The sequence below is a fragment of the Brevibacterium marinum genome, assembly GCF_011927955.1.
Lineage (GTDB): Bacteria > Actinomycetota > Actinomycetes > Actinomycetales > Brevibacteriaceae > Brevibacterium > Brevibacterium marinum.
The window spans coordinates 2,953,101-2,972,852 of the sequence record NZ_JAATJN010000001.1 but is presented as its reverse complement, the minus strand read 5'-3'; the positions used below and the strand labels follow the sequence as shown (position 1 = coordinate 2,972,852).

Sequence of the window (19,752 nt, the reverse complement as noted above, 5' to 3'; positions counted from 1 at the left end):
CATGGCCGGACTGATCAAACGCGAGGACATCGACGAGCTTCGCAGCCGCACCCGCATCGACGAGGTGGTCGGCGAGTTCGTCACACTCAGAACCGCCGGCATCGGTTCACTCAAGGGGCTGTGTCCCTTCCACGATGAGAAGACCCCCTCGTTCACCGTCCGACCTCAGGTGGGGATGTACCACTGCTTCGGTTGCGGGGAATCCGGCGACGTCTTCTCCTTCCTCCAGAACATCGAGCAGCTCAGCTTCGTCGAAGCCGTCGAGTCTCTGGCGGGTCGGAGCGGCATGCATCTGCGCTATGAGGACGGCAAGGGACCTGATCGCGAACAGGCCAGCCGACGGCAGCGACTGTTGGAGATGCATGAAGTCGCACAGAACTTCTTCACCCAATCCCTCGAAGGGGAACAGGGCCAGATCGCTCGCGAGTTCCTCGAGGGCCGCGGCTTCCCGGCAGACTCCAGCCGTGGATTCGGCCTCGGCTTCGCACCGAAGTCCTGGGACGCGCTGACCAGTCGGTTGAAGCGGGCGGGGTTCAGCGAAGAGGAGATCCTGGCCGGAGGCTTGGCCAGCGAAGGCGGTCGCGGCATCTACGACAGATTCCGTGGTCGGGTCGTCTGGCCCATCAAGGACATGACCTCGCGGACCATCGGCTTCGGTGCCCGACGTCTGTTCGACGACGACCAGGGGCCGAAATACCTCAACACTCCGGAAACCGCCCTCTACCACAAGAACCAGGTCCTCTACGGCCTGGACCTCGCGAAGAGGGACATTGCGAAGACCAAGCGCGTGGTCATCGTCGAAGGCTACACGGACGTCATGGCCGCACATCTGGCCGGAGTCACTCAGGCGGTGGCGACCTGCGGGACGGCCTTCGGCCCCGAACACGTCAAGATCGTACGCCGACTCCTCGGCGACGACCCGACGGGACAGGTGATCTTCACCTTCGACGGTGATGCCGCCGGGCAGAACGCAGCATTGCGGGCATTCGAATTCGAGAGCGAGTTCACCGCGCAGACGTTTGTGGCGGTCGAACCCGAGGGGCTCGACCCGTGCGATCTGCGCATGCAGAAGGGGGATGGTGCGCTGCGCGAGCTCATCGAGAGGCGCAAGCCGCTCTTCGAGTTCGTCATCACCACCGCGGTCTCACGCTATGACCTCGATTCCGTAGAAGGCCGGATCTCCGCCGTCAAGGCCAGCGCCGAGGTGCTCGCCGACATCCGCGACAGGAACAGTCTCAGCCACTATTACCGGTTCGTGGCCGGACGTATCGGCGTCGACATCGATGAAGTCGAGTCGGCGGTCAGGTCGGCCAGGAAACGGCCGAGGAAGTCGCAGCCCAACCAGGGACGTCAGCCTCAGGCGGGACCTCGACACGGCCCGCCCGGCACCCCGCCGGGTCAACAGGGCCCACCCGGTGTTCCGCAGGGTCCGACGGCGTTCGACCAGGGATCGCGTGGTCAGCAGCCGATGGCCGGGCCTGTCGCCGAGCCGGCCGGGCACACAGGGGGAGGACCCACTGGCGAGGACGGAGCTCTCGAATACGTCTACGACGAGCGTCCCGACGTGTCGAACCTGTCGGCACCGATCAGTCCCGCGCGCCTCAAGACGGAGAAGGGCGCCCTGATGGTCGCACTGCAACATCCTGAGCTCGTCAATGCCAAACTCTTCGATTCGCTGTCGGCGCGGGCATTCGAACATCCCGGGTACCGACGGATCCAGTCGGCGGTCAAGGCCGCCGGCGGGCTGAAGGCCGCTGGAGCAGATGCCACGCGCTGGGCAGAGGCCGTCTTGGCCTCCGGCTCCGAGGACCTCAGGCCCTATATCACGCAGCTGCTTGTGACTCCGCTGCCGGTGGCGGACGGGGACGGTGCGGAGGGATTCGCCCGGGGCATCGTGGCCCGGCTCTTCGACTACGACCTCGAACGTATCGCCAAGGAACTCCATTCGCGGCTGCAGCGTCAGGACACCGCAGACACCGACGCACAGACGACGCTGCTGGGCCAGCTGCAGGTTCTCGAACAGCATCGGGCACGCCTGAAAACGCTCATGTGACGGCCCGGTCTTCGGCCCCGAACGTGAAATAGTGCACAATTGCAATTTTGCAGTTGGTGAAAAGTTGCGTGGGATGCAAAACTGACATCATGGCCGAAAGCGAATCCCTCCGCTCCAAAAAAGCGCGTCTGACACGACATGCGCTGCATGAGGCAGCGATCACGAGGGTCCTCGACGACGGCCTCGAATGCGCCACCGTAGCGAACATCGCCGCGGACGTGGGCGTCTCTACGCGAACCTTCTTCAACTACTACGCGACGAAGGAGGACGCCATCGTCGGACTCGACGAGTCCAATATCGATGAGCACGTCATCGAGGCCTATGTCCACGCGGACTCGGGAATCGAGGAGTTGGCTGCGGACACGTCCCGGTTCGTCCGCGAAGCGCTGCTGATGGGATCGGTCGATCCCGATATGCCGGCGAGGCGGAGGAAGCTCTTCGCCCTCTACCCGGAGCTGGTCAGCAAGCGCTTCGACCGGGCCGAGGCCCTGGAGGAGCTCGTGGCCGAGCATGTGCTCGCCCGCCTGCGTTTTCTGGGTCAGGAGTTCTCCACCGAGGAATCCGCCTGGCGCAGCGCCCGGATGCTCACGCAACTGTGCAGAGTGCCTCTCAACCACGCGGGTCAGACGGTCAAGAGATCGCCCGAGCTCGTAGACGAAAAGGGCGGCACGAAGGAAATCTACGAAGAATCGCTGGGGCTCTTCCTCAAGGTTCTGAACCGACTATGACAAAGGCTGTGATGAGAAGCGACCAAGGGCTGAGGACCGGAGAAATGACCCGAACCGCAGATGACGACACCGACGCCGAGGCGATGAAGACATCGGCGATCATCCTGCTCTTCGTGGGCCTGATGATCGCCATGTTCATGTTCTCCCTCAACCAGACCGTGCTGGCGACCGCCCTGCCGACGATCGTCGGTGAACTCGACGGCGTCGACCAGATGCTGTGGGTGTCCACAGCGTTCATGCTCGCCTCGACGATCATGATGCCCATCTACGGCAAGGTGGGCGACCTGTTCGGCCGCAAACCGCTCTTCATGTTCGCGATCTGCTGCTTCCTGGCGGGGTCGGTCTTCGCGCTCATCGCGAACGATATGTCCATGCTCATCTTCGGCCGTGTGCTCCAGGGCATCGGCGGTGGCGGCATGATGATCCTGTCCCAGTCCATCATCGCCTCCGTGGTCCCGGCCCGCGAACGTGGGAAGTACATGGGCATCATGGGCTCCGCCTTCGCGGTGTCCTCGGTAGCCGGGCCGCTGATCGGCGGCTGGCTGACAGAGGGACCCGGTTGGCGCTGGGCCTTCGCCATCAACTTTCCCCTCGGCATCATCGCCCTCATCGCCGCAGCCATATTCCTCAAAGTGCCCAAGCACTCCAGCGCAAGACGGCCGAAGATCGACGTCGGAGGAATGGCGCTGGTCTCGGTCGTCACTTCCTGCATCGTCCTCGTCTCCGCGTGGGGAGGGCACGACTACGATTGGGGCTCATGGCAGATCAACGGCCTCATCGTCATCGGCGCCCTGGCGATCGCCGGCTTCATCCTCGTTGAGCTCAATGTCAGCGAACCGGTCATTCCGATGTACCTGTTCAAGAACCGCGACTTCCTGCTGTGCACCGTTGCCGGCCTATTCATCGGCGTCGGAATGTTCGGCGTCCTCTCCTACATGCCCACATATCTGCAGATGGTCCACGGCATCGACGCCACAGTGGCGGGACTGATGATGGTTCCGATGATGGGCACCATGCTCATCTCCTCGACGCTCATCGGCTTCGTCGTCTCGCGCACCGGCAAGTACAAGAAATACCCACTCATCGGCGTGCTGATCATCGCCGCCTCACTGGTTCTGCTCTCGCAGCTCAGGGCCGAGAGCTCCGCGTGGGAGACCATGGGGTGCTTGGCCATGCTGGGGCTCGGACTGGGACTGAGCATGCAGACCCTCGTCCTCGTCGTCCAGAACGCCTTCCCCGTGGCCATGGTCGGAACAGCCACGGCATCGAACAACTACTTCCGTCAGGTCGGTGCGACCCTGGGTATGGCCTTCATCGGGTCCGTCTTCACACAGCGGCTCCTCGACAACATCAAGGACGGGATGGGCGAGCTGGCCAAGGCCGCTCCTTCACATCAGCTGCCCGAGGTGTCCGCGACCGGACTGACACCGCAGGTCGTCTCCGAGATGCCCGAGCCTCTGCACACCCTCATCATCACCTCCTACAACGACGCTTTGGTTCCCTTGTACCTCTGGGTCGCACCTCTTGTCGTCCTCGGGTTCATCTTCCTGTGCTTCCTGCCCAACACGGCCTTGGCACAGACGCTGAAGAACGAGCCCGCGAAACGCGAAGTCGTGCCCGTCGCTGGCGGGTCATCGGTTAGTCTGACAGGACAGACCACGAGTCTGACAGGACGAACCACGAGTCTGACAGGACAGACCACGCTGAAGGAGTCGACTGATGACGGTACTGACATTGCTCAACGCCCCCGGGACGGAGATTCCCGACCAGCTGGCTGACCTCGGTCGCAGAGAAGGTGTCGAACTTCGGGTCGTCGAGGCCGATGAGCTCGGTTCAGCGCTGCCCGGCACCGATGTTCTCCTCCTCTGGGATTTCTTCTCCAGGGCGCTGCGCAGCGAATTCTCACGCGCGGACAGTCTGAAGTGGATCCATGCGGCAGCGGCCGGCGTCGATTCCCTTCTGTTCGATGAGCTCGCGGCCTCGGACGTCGTCGTCACCAATGCCCGTGGGATCTTCAACCGCCCGATCGCGGAATTCGTGCTCAACTACATCCTCATCCATGCGAAGAATTCGCTGCGTTCGCTCGAGGATCAGCGTACGTCCACCTGGAACCGTCGGCCGACGAAGAATCTTGCCGGATCGAACGCCATGATCGTGGGCACCGGTTCGATCGGTCGGGAGATCGCCGGGGTGCTCAGCGCCCTCGACGTCAACGTCGCCGGTGCGGGCAGCCATGGGAGGACCGGGGATGCGGACTTCGGCAACGTCATCGACTCGGCACAGCTGAGCTCGCATCTGACCGGGGTGGACTGGGTGATCAACATCGCACCGCTGACCGAGGAGACGACGAATCTCATCGACGCCGAGGTGTTCGCCGCCATGGAGTCGAGCGCCTTCTTCGTGAACGTCGGTCGCGGCGAGAGCGTGGTCACGTCCGACCTCGTCAGCGCCCTGGAAACGGGTCAGATCTCGGGCGCCGGCCTCGACGTCTTCGATGAGGAGCCCCTTCCGTCCGACCACCCGCTGTGGCAAGCCGACAATGTCATCGTCACTCCGCACATGAGCGGAGACACGGACGGATGGCGCACGCGCCTGGCCGATCAGTTCGTCGAGCTGTTCGATAAGCACACCGCTGGTGAGGCATTCCCGCACACGGTCGACAAGGCCGTCGGATACGTACGATGAGCGAGCAGTCAGAGCATGCTGCTCAGCGGGCGCTGCTGGCCCAAGTCCTCAGCGAACTCATCGCGGTGCGCAGAGCGCGACTTCTGAGCATGCTGGTGCTTGCCCTCGCCATGCTCGTCGCCGGTCTCGGAGCGGCGATGCAGGCGCAGGGGACTCGAGTCGACACGGTGCTGCTGTTCTCCGCATTCAGCCTGATCATGATCGGAATCGTGTGTGCGCTGGGGGCGATCATCGCCTGGACGCGGATCAACCGCGACGTCCTCGACTCCATTGCGTCCGCCCGGCCGGCACGCGCCCGTGCCCCCAGAACCCGCAATGCGGGCATGGCCGTGGCGATCGGCTTCGCAGTGCTCGGACTCCTGTTCGGATGGATGCTGTACTCGACGACTCCCATCCTGGCAGTCGCGGTCGTCCTCGCCTGTGCCCTCTTGGCCTGCCTGGGACCGATTTGGGCGAATGAACTCTCGAGCGGTGATGACAGATTCGCCGTGATCCTCGACAGCGATGACGAATTGGCTCGACGATTCCACCGCTTCACCCCGATCTGGCTCCATGACGCGATGGAGCGGGAACGCAGCGACGAGGACAGGACCTAGCCCAGATCGGGATCGGGCCGGAGAGCGGCCGTGCTCGTGCAGTCGGCCACGCGCGACGAACCCGAAAGTGAAGCGCCCGCCGGACAGCGAAGCGCCCGCGGCCGTTGGGCCGCGGGCGCTTCTGCAGACGATCAGGAGATAAGGTCTCCGAGCTCAGGGGAAGGCGGGGACGTCGACCTCGGCCATCTTCGCCACGCAGCGGATGACCTGGCAGCTGTAGCCGAACTCGTTGTCATACCAGACGTAGACGACGACACGGTCGTCGTCGACGATGGTGGCCAGTCCGTCGACGACGCCGGCGCGCTTCGATCCGACGAGGTCGGTGGAGACGAGCTCGGGGGAGGAGATGTAGTCGATCTGGTTGCGCAGCGACGAATTCATCGAGGTCTCGCGGAGGAATGCGTTGAGCTCTTCGACGGTCGTGGTCGCGTCCAGGTTGAGATTGAGGATCGCCATCGACACATTCGGTGTGGGAACGCGGATGGCATTGCCCGAGAGCTTGCCCTTGAGTTCGGGCAGGGCCTTCGCCACCGCTTTGGCGGCTCCGGTCTCCGTGAGCACCATGTTCAGGCCGGCGGCGCGGCCACGCCGCGAGCCCTTGTGGAAGTTGTCGATGAGGTTCTGGTCGTTGGTGAACGAGTGGACCGTCTCGACGTGACCGTTGCGGACTCCGTATTTGTCATGGAGAGCCTTGAGCACCGGTGTGATCGCGTTCGTGGTGCACGATGCGGCGGACATCACGGTGTCGGACTCGAGGATGGCCGCGTCGTTGACACCGTAGACGATGTTCTTGACCTCGCCCTTGCCCGGAGCGGTGAGGATCACCTTCGAAGCGCCGGGGCAGGCCAGGTGCTTCGACAGTCCCTCCTCGTCGCGCCACTTTCCGGTGTTGTCGACGATGATCGCATCGTCGATGCCGTACTCCGTGTAGTCGACCTGTGAGGGATCATCGGAATAGATGACCTGGATCAGAGTGCCATTGGCTTGGATCGTGTCAGCCTCCTCATCGACGACGATGCTGCCGTCGAACTTGCCGTGCACGGAATCACGTCGCAACAGGGAGGCACGCTTGACGATATCGTCCTCACTGCCCTTGCGGACGACGACCGCACGCAGCCGCATGCCGGTGCCACCGGCGCGATCGATGAGGATACGGGCGAGCAGCCGGCCGATGCGGCCGAAACCGTAGAGGACGATGTCGCGGACGGCGCCTTCTTCGGCATTGGCACCGGCGATCGAGGTCAGCTCCGTGGAGACGAAGTCCTCGACGGATGCGGACTGCTCGTCGAGCTTCTGGATGAGGCGGCCCAGGTCGATGCGGGCCGCGCCGAGATCGAGCTCGCTCAGAGCGCGGACGACCTTGAGTGTCACCTCGATGTCGAGGTCCTCACCGAGGAAATGGCGGGCGTAGCGGTGAGCCTTGATCATTCCGGTCACCGACTTATTCAGCAGCGAACGGCCGAACAGGGTCAGCAGCACGTCGTTTTCACGGTACAGTCGGCCGGTCAGTGGGATGAGTTCTTCGGCGGCAGTCTGCTTCTTCGCCCATTCGTTCAGGCGAGCCGTCGTTGCATCAGTCAAAGGTCGTGTCTCCTCGATCAGTTGGCGAATTCCCGCCCAGTCTAACGCGTCGCCTACCCGCGATCTGTCCGGCTCTCGTCGAAGCGCCGGAATCCGAGCAGCGTGAGAGTGATGATGCCGGCACCGGCCAACAATGCGCCGAGGCTCTGGGCCTGGACCTTCGGTTCGACGAAACGATATTCGGGGGAGGGCTCCTCCTGCGGACGCGGTGGGGTCGCGGTGCCGATCCAAGCCGCGACGAAGAGGATGATGCGCGCGAAGATGTTCATCGTCAGCATGATCGCGATGATCGATCCGAACACCCCGGCCGCCTTGTTGCCGGAGAAGATGTCGACGAGGACGGTGGCGAGATTGAGGAGGATGGTGAAGGCCACGGCGCCGATGAGCGCACCTCTGATCTTCGCTCTCTTCCCGACCGGGTGATCGGGCAGCATGGTGAACAGGAACATGAAGATCAGCCATGCGGCGCCGAGGGTGATGATGAAGGGCACGACTCTGATGACCAGCGAACCGAAACCGCCGAGGTTGAGCTCGTCGGTGATGATCGAGCCCAGTCCGGTGCCGACGATGGTCAGGGCCACTGTGAGCAGCAGCCCGATGATGAGTCCCAGGAGCGTGGCAACGTTGTTGAGGATCTTCTTGACGAACGACTTATCGGGGACGACATCGTCGAAGTCCGCGTGCAGCTGAGCGCGCACCGCGGCGCCGAGGTTGCCGATGAATCCCTGCCCCGTGTAGAGAGCCGCAAGAATGGCGATGATCCCGACCGACTGCCAGCTGGTGAGGAAGCTCTCCAGCTGTTCTGTCAGCGAGGAGTTTCCGCCGACCTGGGTCTCGATCTGATCGACGACGACAGGGAGGAGCTCCGGCTTGAGGACATCGAGGACGAATCCCAGACTTGCGAAGGTGAACATCGCAATGGGCATCACCGCCAGGACCAGGAAATAGGTGATGGCCGCGCCGAACTGGTTGCCCAGTCGCTCGCCGAAGCGCTTGACGGCGCGCATGAGATGGGCGGGTCCCGGCTGAGTGATGGCAGAATGGCCGACTTCTGCGACCGTGTTGCGTGAGGCCAGTACTTTGGCTGGTGCCACTTCGTGCTCCTTCGATCTTGACCCGCGGGTGACTGTTTCAACACTAACCGCTGGGAGGGTGCTGAAAGGGGTGGGCCGCGCCCCTGATCCAGACTTTTGAATCTAGACTTTTGACTATGCCGACTCCATTCTCGACAGCCCAGTCCGCCGATCTGATGCTCTCCGCGGGTTCCGGAGCCGGCGCGACGCTCGGCGGATTCTCCGGTTGGGCCGTGGCACTCATGGAGACACTGGGACCGCTGGGAGTCGGATTCCTCGTCTTCATGGACAACATCTTCCCGCCGATTCCCAGTGAGCTGGTGCTTCCCTTGGCAGGCTTCACCTCCAGCCAGGGGAGCATGAATATCTTCATTGCGATCCTCTTCGCCACCATCGGCTCCGTCGTCGGTGCCATCCTGCTGTGGGCGCTGGGAAAGTGGATCGGTCTCGAGCGCATCGCCCGCATCGCCGTGAAGATGCCCCTGGTCGATGTCGATGACGTGCACAAGACGGTCGCATGGTTCGACAGACACGGTGACAAAGCCGTGTTCTTCGGGCGGATGGTCCCGATCTTCCGTTCACTGATCTCCATACCCGCCGGCATGCGGGACATGTCGATCGTGAAGTTCGTGCTGCTCACGACCGCAGGAAGTGCGATCTGGAACAGCATCCTCATCGTTGCCGGCTTCTTCCTGGGGGAGAACTGGTCGATCGTCGAGACCTATGCCGGCTACTTCCAGCAGGTCGTCATCGCTGCGGTGATCGTCTTCGTCATCGCGTGGATCGTGCTCAAGGTGCGCAAGCGTCGTCGGCGGAAAGCCGCGGGCACCGCCGACAGCGCAGCGGATCGGACCGACGGTCGGACCGATTCCGGCGAGAGCTGAGGCTCAGCCCTCGCATCGGGCCGACTGATCCAGCCACGCCGCCGCGGTGTGCTCCTTCGGAACCTCTTCACCGGCTCGGACAGGCCCGGGAGCGGTGCCTTCGCCGAAGGGCGAACCGCCCAGCTTCTCTCGGCCGTGGGCCGTGAGCCAGCCAGAGAGGTCGGGGCCCTCGGGAACGATCTGCGTCGGATTCACATCGGTGTGCACGATGTAGTAGTGCTGTTTGATCTGAGTGAAGTCCACCGTGTCACCGAAGCCGGGCGTCTGGTACAGCTCCCGCGCATAGCCCCACAGGTTCTCGAAGTCCCTCAGCGTCTGTCGATTGCATTTGAAGTGCCCGAAATAGACAGGATCGAAGCGGACGAGAGTGGTGAACAGCCGGACGTCCGCCTCGGTGATGGAGTCTCCCATGAGGAAGCGGGAATGGCTCAGACGCTCCTCAATGGTGTCGAGCGCTGTGAACAGACGGTCGAAGGCGGCCTCGTAGGCCTCCTGCGAGCCGGCGAAGCCGCAGCGGTAGACGCCGTTGTTGATCTCGGTGTAGATCAGGCGCATCACCCTGTCCATCTCGTCCCGGGACTCCTCGGGCCAGAGATCAGGAGCGCCCTCGCGGTGATGCTGCTTCCATTGGGTGAAGAAGTCCTCGGTGATCTGCGGGAAGTCGTTCGTCACAACAGCACCGCTGGCGATGTCGACCATGGCGGGAACGGTGATTCCGCGCGGATAGTCCGGGAACCGGGCGAAGAAGGCCTGCTGCAGCCGCTCGATGCCCAGCACCGGATCGACGCCGCCGGGATCGAGGTCGAAGGTCCAGGACCGCGCATCGTGCGTCGGTCCCGGCATGCCGATCGAGATGACGTCCTCGAGGCCCAGCAGTCTGCGGACGATGATCGTGCGATTCGCCCATGGGCAGGCGCGGGCGGCGATGAGCCTGTAGCGGCCGGGCTCGACCGGCCAGCGTGAGTCGGAGTCGTCGAGGATCCGATCGTCGATGTAGTTCGTGTCCCGGTCGAAAGCCTCGCCCTTGGCCACGTAGCTGTTCATCTGACTGCTGTCATCGGACATTGTGATCTCCTTAGGAAAGTTCTATTTTCAACTATCTAAGTGCCAGTTTACGTCTTGACGGAAATCACAGGAAGCCGGTGGGGGCGCTGGGTTCAGATGCTGTTGACGAGATCGCGTTGATGCCTCGGCCGGATCACCGGCCGAGCGCCGATCGACTCGCGGGCCGATCAGCCCAGCAGCAGCGGTCAGTCGGCATAGAGGGCGTCGATTTCGTCGGCAAAGTCCTTGCCGACGATGTGGCGCTTGACCGACTGCTTCGCCGACAGGTACCCGTTGTCCTCGGTGAGCTCGACGGGCAGGATTGTGAACCTCTTGATGCCCTCCGCTCGCGACACCGTCTTGTTGACGTTTTCGACTGCTTTCTCGATGGCGGCTCTCACCGTCTCGTCGGCCGACGCCTGGCGCAGGTCCATCTCCGGCAGTCCGTTGTTCTTCAGCCAGGTCGGCAGCATCTCCGAGTCGAGGAAGACGAGCGCCGAGATGTACTTCCGGTTGTCGCCGACGACGACCGGCTGGCCGACGAGAGGGTGGCGGCGCAGAGCATCCTCCAGAGGTGCCGGAGCGATGTTCTTCCCGCTTGACGTGACGATGAGTTCTTTCTTGCGACCGCTGATCGTGAGATATCCGTCCTCATCGAGCGAACCGAGATCGCCGGTGGCGAACCAGCCGTCGTGGAACTCCTTCTCGGTGGCCTTCGGGTTGTTCCAGTACTCGGTGAAGACCGGGACGCCCTTGGCGAGGATCTCTCCGTCGGGTGCGATCGACACGCTCACACCGGGCAGGGGGATGCCGACGGTGCCGATCTTGGCCTTCTCCGGAACATTCACGGTGATCGGGGCCGTCGTCTCCGTCAGGCCGTAGCCCTCGAGCACGACGAGGCCGACCCCCCGGTAGAAATGGCCGAGGTGAGCACCCAAGGGCCCGCCTCCTGAGACGGCGGCGCTGACGTTGTTGCCCATGATCGACCGGAGCTTCGAATAGACCAGCTTGTCGAAGACCGCATGCTGCAGTTTGAGCGAAGCCGGGATCTTGTCCGCGTCCATGGCCTTGGAATAGGCGACCGCGACCTGTTCGGCTTTGCGGAATATCTTCTCTTTGCCGCCCGATTCGGCCAGAGCGAGTGCGGAGTTGAAGACCTTCTCGAAAACGCGGGGAACTCCGAGGATGAATGACGGGCGGAAGCTGCTGAGCGCATCTGTGAGCTTCGTGAGGTCGGACTGGTGGGCCAGAAGAGCCCCGGAGCTGACGGAGAGGACCTCGATGAAGCGGGCGAAGACGTGTGCCTGCGGCAGGAACAGCAGGGCGCGCATGCCTTCGGTGAAGATGTCTGGGATCTGCTCCTGTGCGGCCTGAACGGTCTGGACGAAATTTCCATGCGTGAGGACGCAGCCCTTGGGTTTGCCCGTCGTTCCGGAGGTGTAGATGATCGTGGCGACCGATTCGCCCGTGACCTGGCAACGCTGAGCTTCGAGGGTCTCGTCGCTGATCTCCCGACCGGTGGCCTCGAGATCGGCGAAGGCGCCCTGGTCCCAGATCCACAGCTGCGGGGCGGCCACACCTGCGGAGGCTGCGGCGGCTTCGACCCGGTCGGCATGCTCACGGGTGCTGACGAGACCGCGCCCGACGGCTGCGTCCTTGATCATCCACGCCAGCTGATCCTCCGAGGACGTGTCATAGAACGGCACGGAGATCCCACCGGCGAACCACACCGCGTAGTCGCTGAGAGTCCATTCGTAGGAGGTGGGGCCGAAGATGGCGATGCGGTCTCCGACCTCGACTCCGGAGGCGATGAGTCCTTTGGCAGCCGTCCTGGCCTGGGTGCGGAACTCGCCGGCGCTCACCTCTGTCCACGCGTCTTCGGCCGGATTGGCCAGCAGCGGCAGATTCGGATCTTCGGCGGCCTTCGCGAGGAAGACATCGGTCGTCGACGACGTCGTGTCGACCTCGAAGCCGACGACGGGAGTTGTTGACTGGGGCATGGTCGCTGGGCTCATGAGGTCTCCTTCGGGTCATAAGTTACTGCCCGGTTATCCTACTGGTCATGCGTTGAGAGGTGAAATCGCTCACGTTTGCAAGCTCAGACCCTCCTCGGGGCTCTGTCTGGCAGTCTAACCAAGTCGAAGCGGACAGTGTTCAGAGTACGATGGTCGAAACCCGCTCACGCCCAGTCAGTGAAGGAAGGTAATGACGACGAACCCTGAGGAGACCGGTTTCCGCTACGACGCGGTGCTGGCCGAGAAGATCGAGAAGTCATGGCAGGAGACATGGGAACGGGCGGGAACATTCCACGCCCCGAACCCCACCGGTGATCTGAGCCAGGCTGCTGGAGGTCTCGGCCGAGAAGACGCGGAATCCTCATACGGTCCGCCACCGGACCTCAGCGAGCGTGAGTCCCTCTACATCATGGACATGTTCCCCTACCCCTCGGGTGCGGGACTGCACGTCGGTCACCCGCTGGGATATCTGGGCACCGACGTCTACGGCCGGTACCAGCGGATGCGCGGACACAACGTCATGCATGCTCTGTCCTACGACGCCTTCGGCCTGCCCGCGGACCTGTACGCGGTTCAGACAGGACAGCACCCGCGGATCACCACGGATGCGAACATCGCGAACATGACACGACAGCTGCGTCGGCTGGGACTGGCCCACGACGCGCGCCGCAGCTTCGCGACCACCGACGACGACTTCGTCCGGTGGACCCAGTGGATCTTCCTGCAGATCTTCAACTCCTGGTACGACCCGACGGCCACCACGGCAGGGGAGTCCTCCGTCGGTGCCGCACGTCCGATCGCCACCCTCATCGACCAGTTCGCGCAGGGGTCCAAGCCGACTCCCGACGGTCGCCCCTGGGCCCAGCTGAGCCCGGCCGAGCAGGAGGACGTCCTGCAAGACTACCGGCTGGCCTATGTCTCGGAGTCCCCGGTCAACTGGTGCCCGGGGCTGGGTACCGTACTCGCGAACGAGGAAGTCACCGCCGAAGGGCTGTCGGAACGCGGCAACCTCCCGGTCTACACCCGGCGCCTGCGACAGTGGAACATGCGCATCACCGCCTATTCCGACCGGCTCATCGATGACTTGGACTCGCTCGACTGGCCCAGCGCCGTGCGCAGCATGCAGATCAATTGGATCGGCCGGTCCAAAGGCGCTCTGCTGCGCCTGCCGGTGGCCGACTCCGAGGCGCAGGTCGAGGTCTACACGACCCGACCGGACACCCTGTTCGGTGCCACATACCTCGTACTCAGTCCCGAGCATCCGCAGGTGACCGAGCTCACCGGTGCCCGGTGGAGCGCGGACACGCCCGACTCCTGGCGAGGCGGCGGATCCACCCCCGCCGAGGCGATCGCCGCCTACCAGCGTGAGGCGGCGGCGAAGACCGACGCGGATCGTCAGCAGAGCAAGGACAAGACGGGCATCTTCACCGGTTCCTTCGCGGTCAACCCCGCAACCGGTGAGCAGATCCCGGTGTTCATCGCCGACTACGTGCTGATGGGCTACGGCACCGGTGCGATCATGGCCGTTCCGGCCGAAGACGCCCGTGACTGGGACTTCGCGAAGTCCTTCGGGCTGCCTTATGTGCGCACGGTTCAGCCTCCGGCCGACCACGATGAGGACGCCCCCTTCACCGGCACCGGTGTGATGATCAACTCCGCCAACGACGAGATCGACATCAACGGACTCGACGTCGACGCGGCGAAGGCGACGATCACCTCGTGGCTGGCCGACAGGGGACTGGCAGTCGAATCGACGCAGTACCGCCTGCGGGACTGGCTGTTCTCACGACAGCGCTACTGGGGCGAACCGTTCCCGATCGTCTACAACGAAGCCGGTACGCCGATAGCGCTGCCGGACTCGATGCTGCCCGTGCAGCTGCCCGAGGTCGATGACTTCGCCCCTCGGACGTTCGCCGCCGACGACGCCGACAGTCAGCCGGAACCGGCCCTGGGCCGCAACCGGGACTGGGTCGAAGTCGAGCTCGACCTCGGTGACGGACCGCAGAAGTACTACCGTGAGACGAACACGATGCCCAATTGGGCCGGGTCGTCCTGGTACCAGCTGCGCTACGCCGATCCGCACAACCACGACCGCCTCGTGGACCCGGTCAACGAGAAGTACTGGATGGGGCCGCGAGAATCCAAACCTCGCGGCGGTGCCGACCTCTACGTCGGCGGTGCCGAGCATTCGGTCCTGCACCTGCTCTACGCCAGGTTCTGGCACAAGATCCTCTTCGACCTGGGCCACGTGTCCTCGTCCGAGCCGTTCCACCGGCTGGTCAACCAGGGCTACATCCAGGCCTATGCCTACACCGATTCGCGTGGTGTCTATGTGCCCGCCGCCGAGGTGGAGGAACGCACCGATGGAGACGGCCGCACCAGCTACTGGTACGACGGCGCCGAGGTCGACCGCGAGTACGGAAAGATCGGCAAGTCGCTGAAGAACTCGGTCATGCCCGATGAGATCTACGACGCCTACGGTGCGGACACGTTCCGCGTCTATGAGATGTCCATGGGCCCGATCGAGCAGGCCCGCCCCTGGGAGACGCGCGCCGTCGTCGGTGCGCAGAGATTCCTGCAGCGGGTGTGGCGCCTCTTCGTCGACGAGACCACGGGCGAGTCCGTGATCCGGGACGGCACCGCCGACTCCGAGACACTCAGAGTTCTCCACCAGGTCATCGACGGTGTGCGTGAGGACATGGATCATCTGCGGTTCAACACCGCGATCTCCAAGCTGATCGTGCTCACCAACCACGCCACCAAACAGGGCGGAGCGACGGCAGACGTCCTCGAACCGTTGGTCATCATGCTCTCGCCCTTCGCTCCGCATCTGGCGGAAGAACTGTGGGCGAAGCTCGGCCACACGACCACGCTGACCTACGGCACCTTCCCCACAGCCGACCCACAGCACCTCATCGCCGACCGGGTCACCTGTGTCGTTCAGGTCAAGGGCAAGGTGCGTGCTCGGCTCGAAGTCGACCCCGACATCTCGGACGAGGACCTGGAGAAGCTGGCGCTGGAATCGCCGAACGCCGTCAGAGCGCTCGACGGAGCCGGTGTGCGCAAGGTCATCGTCCGTGCGCCCAAACTGGTCAACATCGTTCCCGTCGCCTGAGACACGGCGCCCTGCCCGGAAGGGTCGAATGCACATGACAACGGAAGCCAGCCAGGACGAGATCCGCCATACCCTGGGGGTGAGACCGACGATCGATGCGGCGACCGAGGTCGCCCGACGGGTCGAATTCCTCGCCGACTACATTCTGACCACCGGAGTCAGAGGACTGACGCTTGGCATCAGCGGAGGGCAGGACTCGACCCTGGCCGGGCGACTGTGCCAAATGGCGGTCGCAGAGCTGCGTCGGCGCGGAGCCGCGGCCGAGTTCTGGGCGATCCGCCTGCCGCATCATGTCCAGACCGATGAGACCGATGCCCAGGACGCCATGAGATTCATCGGTGCCGATCACGAGGTCGTCATCAACATCGGCGCGGCCACGGACGCCGCCGCCGCGGAGTACTCCTCGGCCATGGGGCAGGACATCTCCGACTTCGGCAAGGGCAACGTCAAAGCACGGATGCGGATGATCGCGCAGTTCGAGCTGGCGGGTGAGAAGAGACTCCTCGTGGCGGGCACCGACCACGCCGCCGAGGCGGTGACCGGCTTCTTCACGAAATTCGGCGACGGTGCTGCCGACGTCGTGCCTCTGGCGGGGCTGAACAAGCGACAGGGACGAGCGTTGCTGGGCCACCTCGGCGCCCCCGAGCACCTTGTGCGCAAGGTCCCGACAGCGGATCTGCTCGATGACGAACCGGGTCAGACCGATGAGTCGTCCTTGGGGCTCAGCTATGATCAGATCGATGACTTCCTCGAGGGCAGACCAGTCGACGAGACCGCCGCTGCGCTGCTGGTCGAGAAGTACCGTGCCTCCGAGCACAAACGCCGGACTCCGGTGACCCCGACCGACAGCTGGTGGATCCGCCACTGACCCCGTCGCCCTCTGTCCTGCTCGAGGGCTCCGGGCACTGTCGGCCCCGCGAATTTGCGGTATCAGGCCGGACGTGCGGTATCAGGGCTCCGGTCTCCGGAGCTGTCCGGGCTCCAGAGTTGGCGTCTCAGGCGACGAGTCCGAGCTCGAGGGCCGCCTGTTTGAAGTCCCAGCGTGCCGAGACGAACCGGTCGCCGAGGTTCTCACCGCGCCCTCGCGCCTCGGTGTACTCTCGCCACCCGCCCTTGCGGGAGTCGCCGGGACTGATCTCTCGCTTCGTCGTGTCGGCGGCGAGCGGACGTGTCTCCTCGTTGACCCAGATGGACAGGGCCTCGGCCGATCGATAGAGATTCATGAAGGCGGTATGCGAGCGCGGATTGTCGAAGCTGGACTTCGCGAACTCATCCCGGAAGGTGTGCAGGGGGTCGAGCTCGTCGACGTCGAGGGTCCCGAACGTCGCATCCAGGCGGAGGGACTGAACGAGACCGCTGGAGTCGGGCAGCAGACTCAGGATCCGCTGCGCCCGCTCCTCGTCGGGCAGCTGTGTGACCTCCTCCTCTTCGTCGACGGGCGTGAGCCCCATGGTGTCGAGTCTCCCGCGCTCGGTGCTCAGAAGCTGGCGCAGAGAGTCGATCTGGATCTGCGCCCGCCGCCATTCGCCATGGAACATGAGCAGAGCCGCGATGACTCCCAAGCTCAGGATCAGTCCGATGATCCAGGCGAACGCGTGCAGCCCGGGCACGAGGAAAAGTACGATGCCCAGCACGCTGAGCACCGCGAATGTCACCGCTGCCGGTGAGTTGGTCAAGAAATCCAAGAAACGCTTCACATTTCCAAGGGTACTGTTTCAACCTGCAGATATCGTGCATCTGGGTGGCATATAGTGTGCCTGAAATGCATGGACGAAGCAGGGAGAACACGGATTGAAGATTTCAGTCATCGGGTGCGGCTATCTGGGCGCAGTGCATGCGGCGGCCATGGCATCGCTGGGCCACGAGGTCGTCGGCGTCGATGTCGATGCGGACAAGGTTGCGGCCCTGATGTCGGGGCGCCCGCCCTTCTTCGAACCCGGCCTGAGTGAATTGCTGGTGAAGGGTCAGGACCTCGGGAGCCTCGAATTCACCACCGATGTCTCGCGTGTCGCGGACTCACGCGTCCATTTCGTGTGTGTCGGGACTCCGCAGAAGCCGGGCGAGTTCGCCGCCGATGTCACTTATGTCGATGCCGCCGTGGATTCGCTCGTGCCTCATCTGACTTCGACGTCGGTGATTGTGGGCAAATCCACCGTTCCCGTCGGGACCGCCGAGCGTTTGGCCGATCTGGTGCGGCCCTCGGGAGCCTCGCTGATGTGGAATCCGGAGTTCCTGCGCGAGGGCCATGCCGTCGAGGACACACTGCATCCGAATCGCCTGGTCTACGGCGTCGCCGAGGGTGGGGCCGGAGAGAGCGCCACAGCCGCGCTCGACGAGGTGTATGCGACGATGCTGGATGAGGCGACCCCGCGGATGATCACGGACTTCGCGACGGCCGAATTGGTCAAGACGGCGGCGAACTCCTTCCTGGCCACGAAGATCTCGTTCATCAACGCGATGGCTGAGCTGTGTGAGGCATCCGGAGCGGACGTGACCCAGCTGGCCGATGCGATCGGGATCGATGACCGCATCGGCCGGAAGTTCCTCAACGCCGGTCTGGGATTCGGCGGCGGATGTCTGCCCAAGGACATTCGTGCGTTCATGGCCCGCGCCGGTGAGCTGGGTGCCGATCAGGCGGTGGCATTCCTCAAGGAGATCGATTCGATCAACATGCGTCGGCGTGTGCGAATGGTCGACATCGCCCGTGACACTCTGGACGGGTCGTTCATCGGGAAGAAGATCACTGTGCTCGGTGCCGCGTTCAAACCCGACAGCGATGATGTCCGGGACTCGCCGGCGCTGGCGGTGGCGCGTCTGATCGCGACCCAAGGCGGTGTGGTGACGGTGACGGACCCGCAGGCGATCGACAATGCGGCGAAGGCGTTTCCCGAGTTGAACTACGTCGCCGATGCGTCGCAGGCTCTGGCCGGTGCCGATGCTGTGCTGCTGCTGACCGAATGGCAGGAGTATCGGGATTTGGATCCGGTGGCTACGGCGTCGCTGGTGACGGGCAAGGTGCTCATCGATGGCAGGAATGTGCTGACCCCCGAGGTGTGGCGCTCGGCCGGATGGACATATCGGGCTCTGGGTCGCCCATGAGGGTCGGCCTGGTCACCGACTCGACGGCACAGCTGTCCGCAGACGAGGAATCGGCGCTGCGTGAGGTGACCGGGGATCTCTTCGCGGTGGTGCCGCTGGCGGTCCTCGTCTCAGGAGTCGCCTTCGCCGATGGGGAGCTCGAACCCGCCCACCTGCGTCAGAAGATGAACGACGGTGCCGAGGTCTCGACCTCGATGGCGACACCTGCCCAGTTCAGCAACGCCTACTCGACGCTCTTCGACCACGGCGCCGAGGCCATCATCACCGTGACCATGTCGGGAGAGCTGTCCGGGACACGGGACTCGGCCGTGGCCGCCGCCCGCAACGAGGAATCGCTGGTCAACGTCGTCGACTCCCGGACTACCTCGGCGGGATTGGCCGGTGCACTGGCGATCGCAGGCGCAGGCATCGGGCAGGGCCATGACGTGGGGTCGGTCGCGGGCACGGTCGCCGACTGGTGCGCAGCGGAGACCCGCACCGCATTCGCTCCCGAAACGCTCGAACACCTCCGCCGAGGCGGTCGCATCGGCGCCGCGTCCTCAATCATGGGGCGTGCGCTGCAGATCGTGCCCGTGCTGGGTCTCAGCGCTGGTGCCGTGGCTCCTCTCGCCCGAGTCCGCACCCGGGCGAAGGCGCTCGACCGCATGGTCGCCCTGGCCGGTGAGGCCGCGGCCGACATCGCCTCCGACGAGCAGCAGGCATATGTGGAGATCCAACACGCGGACGGTCAGCCGAACCACCCGGACGTGATCACGCTGCGGGACAAGCTCGAAGGGATCGGCCTCGAGACGACATTCCGCACCCTCTCGGCCATCATCACCGCCCACGTCGGCTCGGGCACCATCGGAATCACGGTCCAGACCAGACCCTGACGTTGCT

General features: G+C 64.0%; 15 protein-coding genes. 10 read left to right on the top strand and 5 right to left on the bottom strand.

Features of this window, described 5'->3' with window-relative positions; genetic code table 11:
- The first annotated feature begins 1 nt into the window (after position 1).
- The 5 genes from dnaG to BKA07_RS13180 all read left to right on the top strand — a co-directional run bounded on the left by dnaG (position 2) and on the right by BKA07_RS13180 (position 6,062).
- Complete coding sequence (gene dnaG, locus BKA07_RS13200; protein ID WP_167951296.1) at positions 2-2,053, top strand: DNA primase; 2,052 nt, start codon at positions 2-4, stop codon at positions 2,051-2,053.
- A gap of 89 nt (positions 2,054-2,142) precedes the next feature.
- Positions 2,143-2,781 carry a TetR/AcrR family transcriptional regulator gene (locus BKA07_RS13195; RefSeq protein WP_167951295.1) on the top strand — a complete coding sequence of 213 codons (639 nt, stop codon included), beginning with the start codon at positions 2,143-2,145 and terminating at the stop codon, positions 2,779-2,781.
- On the top strand, positions 2,778-4,559 hold the full coding sequence (locus tag BKA07_RS13190; RefSeq protein ID WP_342449064.1) for a DHA2 family efflux MFS transporter permease subunit: 1,782 nt from the start codon (positions 2,778-2,780) through the stop codon (positions 4,557-4,559). Before BKA07_RS13195 ends, BKA07_RS13190 begins: the two co-directional genes overlap by 4 nt.
- Positions 4,501-5,466: a D-2-hydroxyacid dehydrogenase gene (locus BKA07_RS13185; RefSeq protein WP_167951293.1), complete on the top strand. Its 966-nt coding sequence runs from the start codon at positions 4,501-4,503 to the stop codon at positions 5,464-5,466. The genes BKA07_RS13190 and BKA07_RS13185 overlap by 59 nt, the downstream gene beginning before the upstream one ends.
- Entirely contained in the window at positions 5,463-6,062 is a 600-nt protein-coding gene (locus BKA07_RS13180) for a hypothetical protein (protein WP_167951292.1), read from the top strand. Before BKA07_RS13185 ends, BKA07_RS13180 begins: the two co-directional genes overlap by 4 nt.
- Before the next feature lie 153 nt (positions 6,063-6,215).
- Here the strand turns inward: BKA07_RS13180 and BKA07_RS13175 are convergent, their stop codons facing one another.
- Together BKA07_RS13175 and BKA07_RS13170 are read right to left on the bottom strand one after the other, a co-directional pair.
- Positions 6,216-7,643, bottom strand: coding sequence for a glyceraldehyde-3-phosphate dehydrogenase (locus BKA07_RS13175; RefSeq protein WP_167951291.1), 1,428 nt, complete (start codon positions 7,641-7,643; stop codon positions 6,216-6,218).
- A 53-nt stretch (positions 7,644-7,696) separates the two neighbouring features.
- Positions 7,697-8,737, bottom strand: coding sequence for a YhjD/YihY/BrkB family envelope integrity protein (locus BKA07_RS13170; RefSeq protein WP_167951290.1), 1,041 nt, complete (start codon positions 8,735-8,737; stop codon positions 7,697-7,699).
- A 116-nt stretch (positions 8,738-8,853) separates the two neighbouring features.
- Between BKA07_RS13170 and BKA07_RS13165 the strand changes: the two genes are divergently transcribed.
- Complete coding sequence (locus tag BKA07_RS13165) at positions 8,854-9,600, top strand: DedA family protein (protein ID WP_342449063.1); 747 nt, start codon at positions 8,854-8,856, stop codon at positions 9,598-9,600.
- Between the two features lie 3 nt (positions 9,601-9,603).
- Here BKA07_RS13165 and BKA07_RS13160 read toward each other — a convergent pair whose 3' ends face one another.
- Positions 9,604-10,665, bottom strand: coding sequence for a glutathione S-transferase family protein (locus BKA07_RS13160; RefSeq protein WP_167951289.1), 1,062 nt, complete (start codon positions 10,663-10,665; stop codon positions 9,604-9,606).
- Between the two features lie 185 nt (positions 10,666-10,850).
- Positions 10,851-12,659, bottom strand: coding sequence for an AMP-dependent synthetase/ligase (locus BKA07_RS13155; protein ID WP_209043971.1), 1,809 nt, complete (start codon positions 12,657-12,659; stop codon positions 10,851-10,853).
- Positions 12,660-12,849: 190 nt separating this feature from the next.
- Here BKA07_RS13155 and leuS point away from each other — a divergent pair, with 190 nt between their 5' ends.
- Positions 12,850-15,774 (top strand): leucine--tRNA ligase, encoded by a 2,925-nt coding sequence (leuS, locus tag BKA07_RS13150; protein ID WP_167951288.1) that lies wholly within the window; start codon positions 12,850-12,852, stop codon positions 15,772-15,774.
- 34 nt (positions 15,775-15,808) lie between these two features.
- On the top strand, positions 15,809-16,642 hold the full coding sequence (gene nadE / locus BKA07_RS13145; RefSeq protein ID WP_167951287.1) for an ammonia-dependent NAD(+) synthetase: 834 nt from the start codon (positions 15,809-15,811) through the stop codon (positions 16,640-16,642).
- A 127-nt stretch (positions 16,643-16,769) separates the two neighbouring features.
- On the opposite strand, the gene BKA07_RS13140 is transcribed toward nadE, so the two are convergent.
- A complete protein-coding gene (locus BKA07_RS13140; RefSeq protein WP_167951286.1) occupies positions 16,770-17,459 on the bottom strand; it encodes a hypothetical protein in 690 nt (229 codons plus the stop codon).
- Positions 17,460-17,565: 106 nt separating this feature from the next.
- Between BKA07_RS13140 and BKA07_RS13135 the strand changes: the two genes are divergently transcribed.
- Both BKA07_RS13135 and BKA07_RS13130 read left to right on the top strand, forming a co-directional pair.
- Entirely contained in the window at positions 17,566-18,873 is a 1,308-nt protein-coding gene (locus BKA07_RS13135; protein ID WP_167951285.1) for a UDP-glucose dehydrogenase family protein, read from the top strand.
- Positions 18,870-19,745, top strand: coding sequence for a DegV family protein (locus tag BKA07_RS13130; RefSeq protein ID WP_209043969.1), 876 nt, complete (start codon positions 18,870-18,872; stop codon positions 19,743-19,745). Before BKA07_RS13135 ends, BKA07_RS13130 begins: the two co-directional genes overlap by 4 nt.
- Positions 19,746-19,752 lie beyond the last annotated feature (7 nt).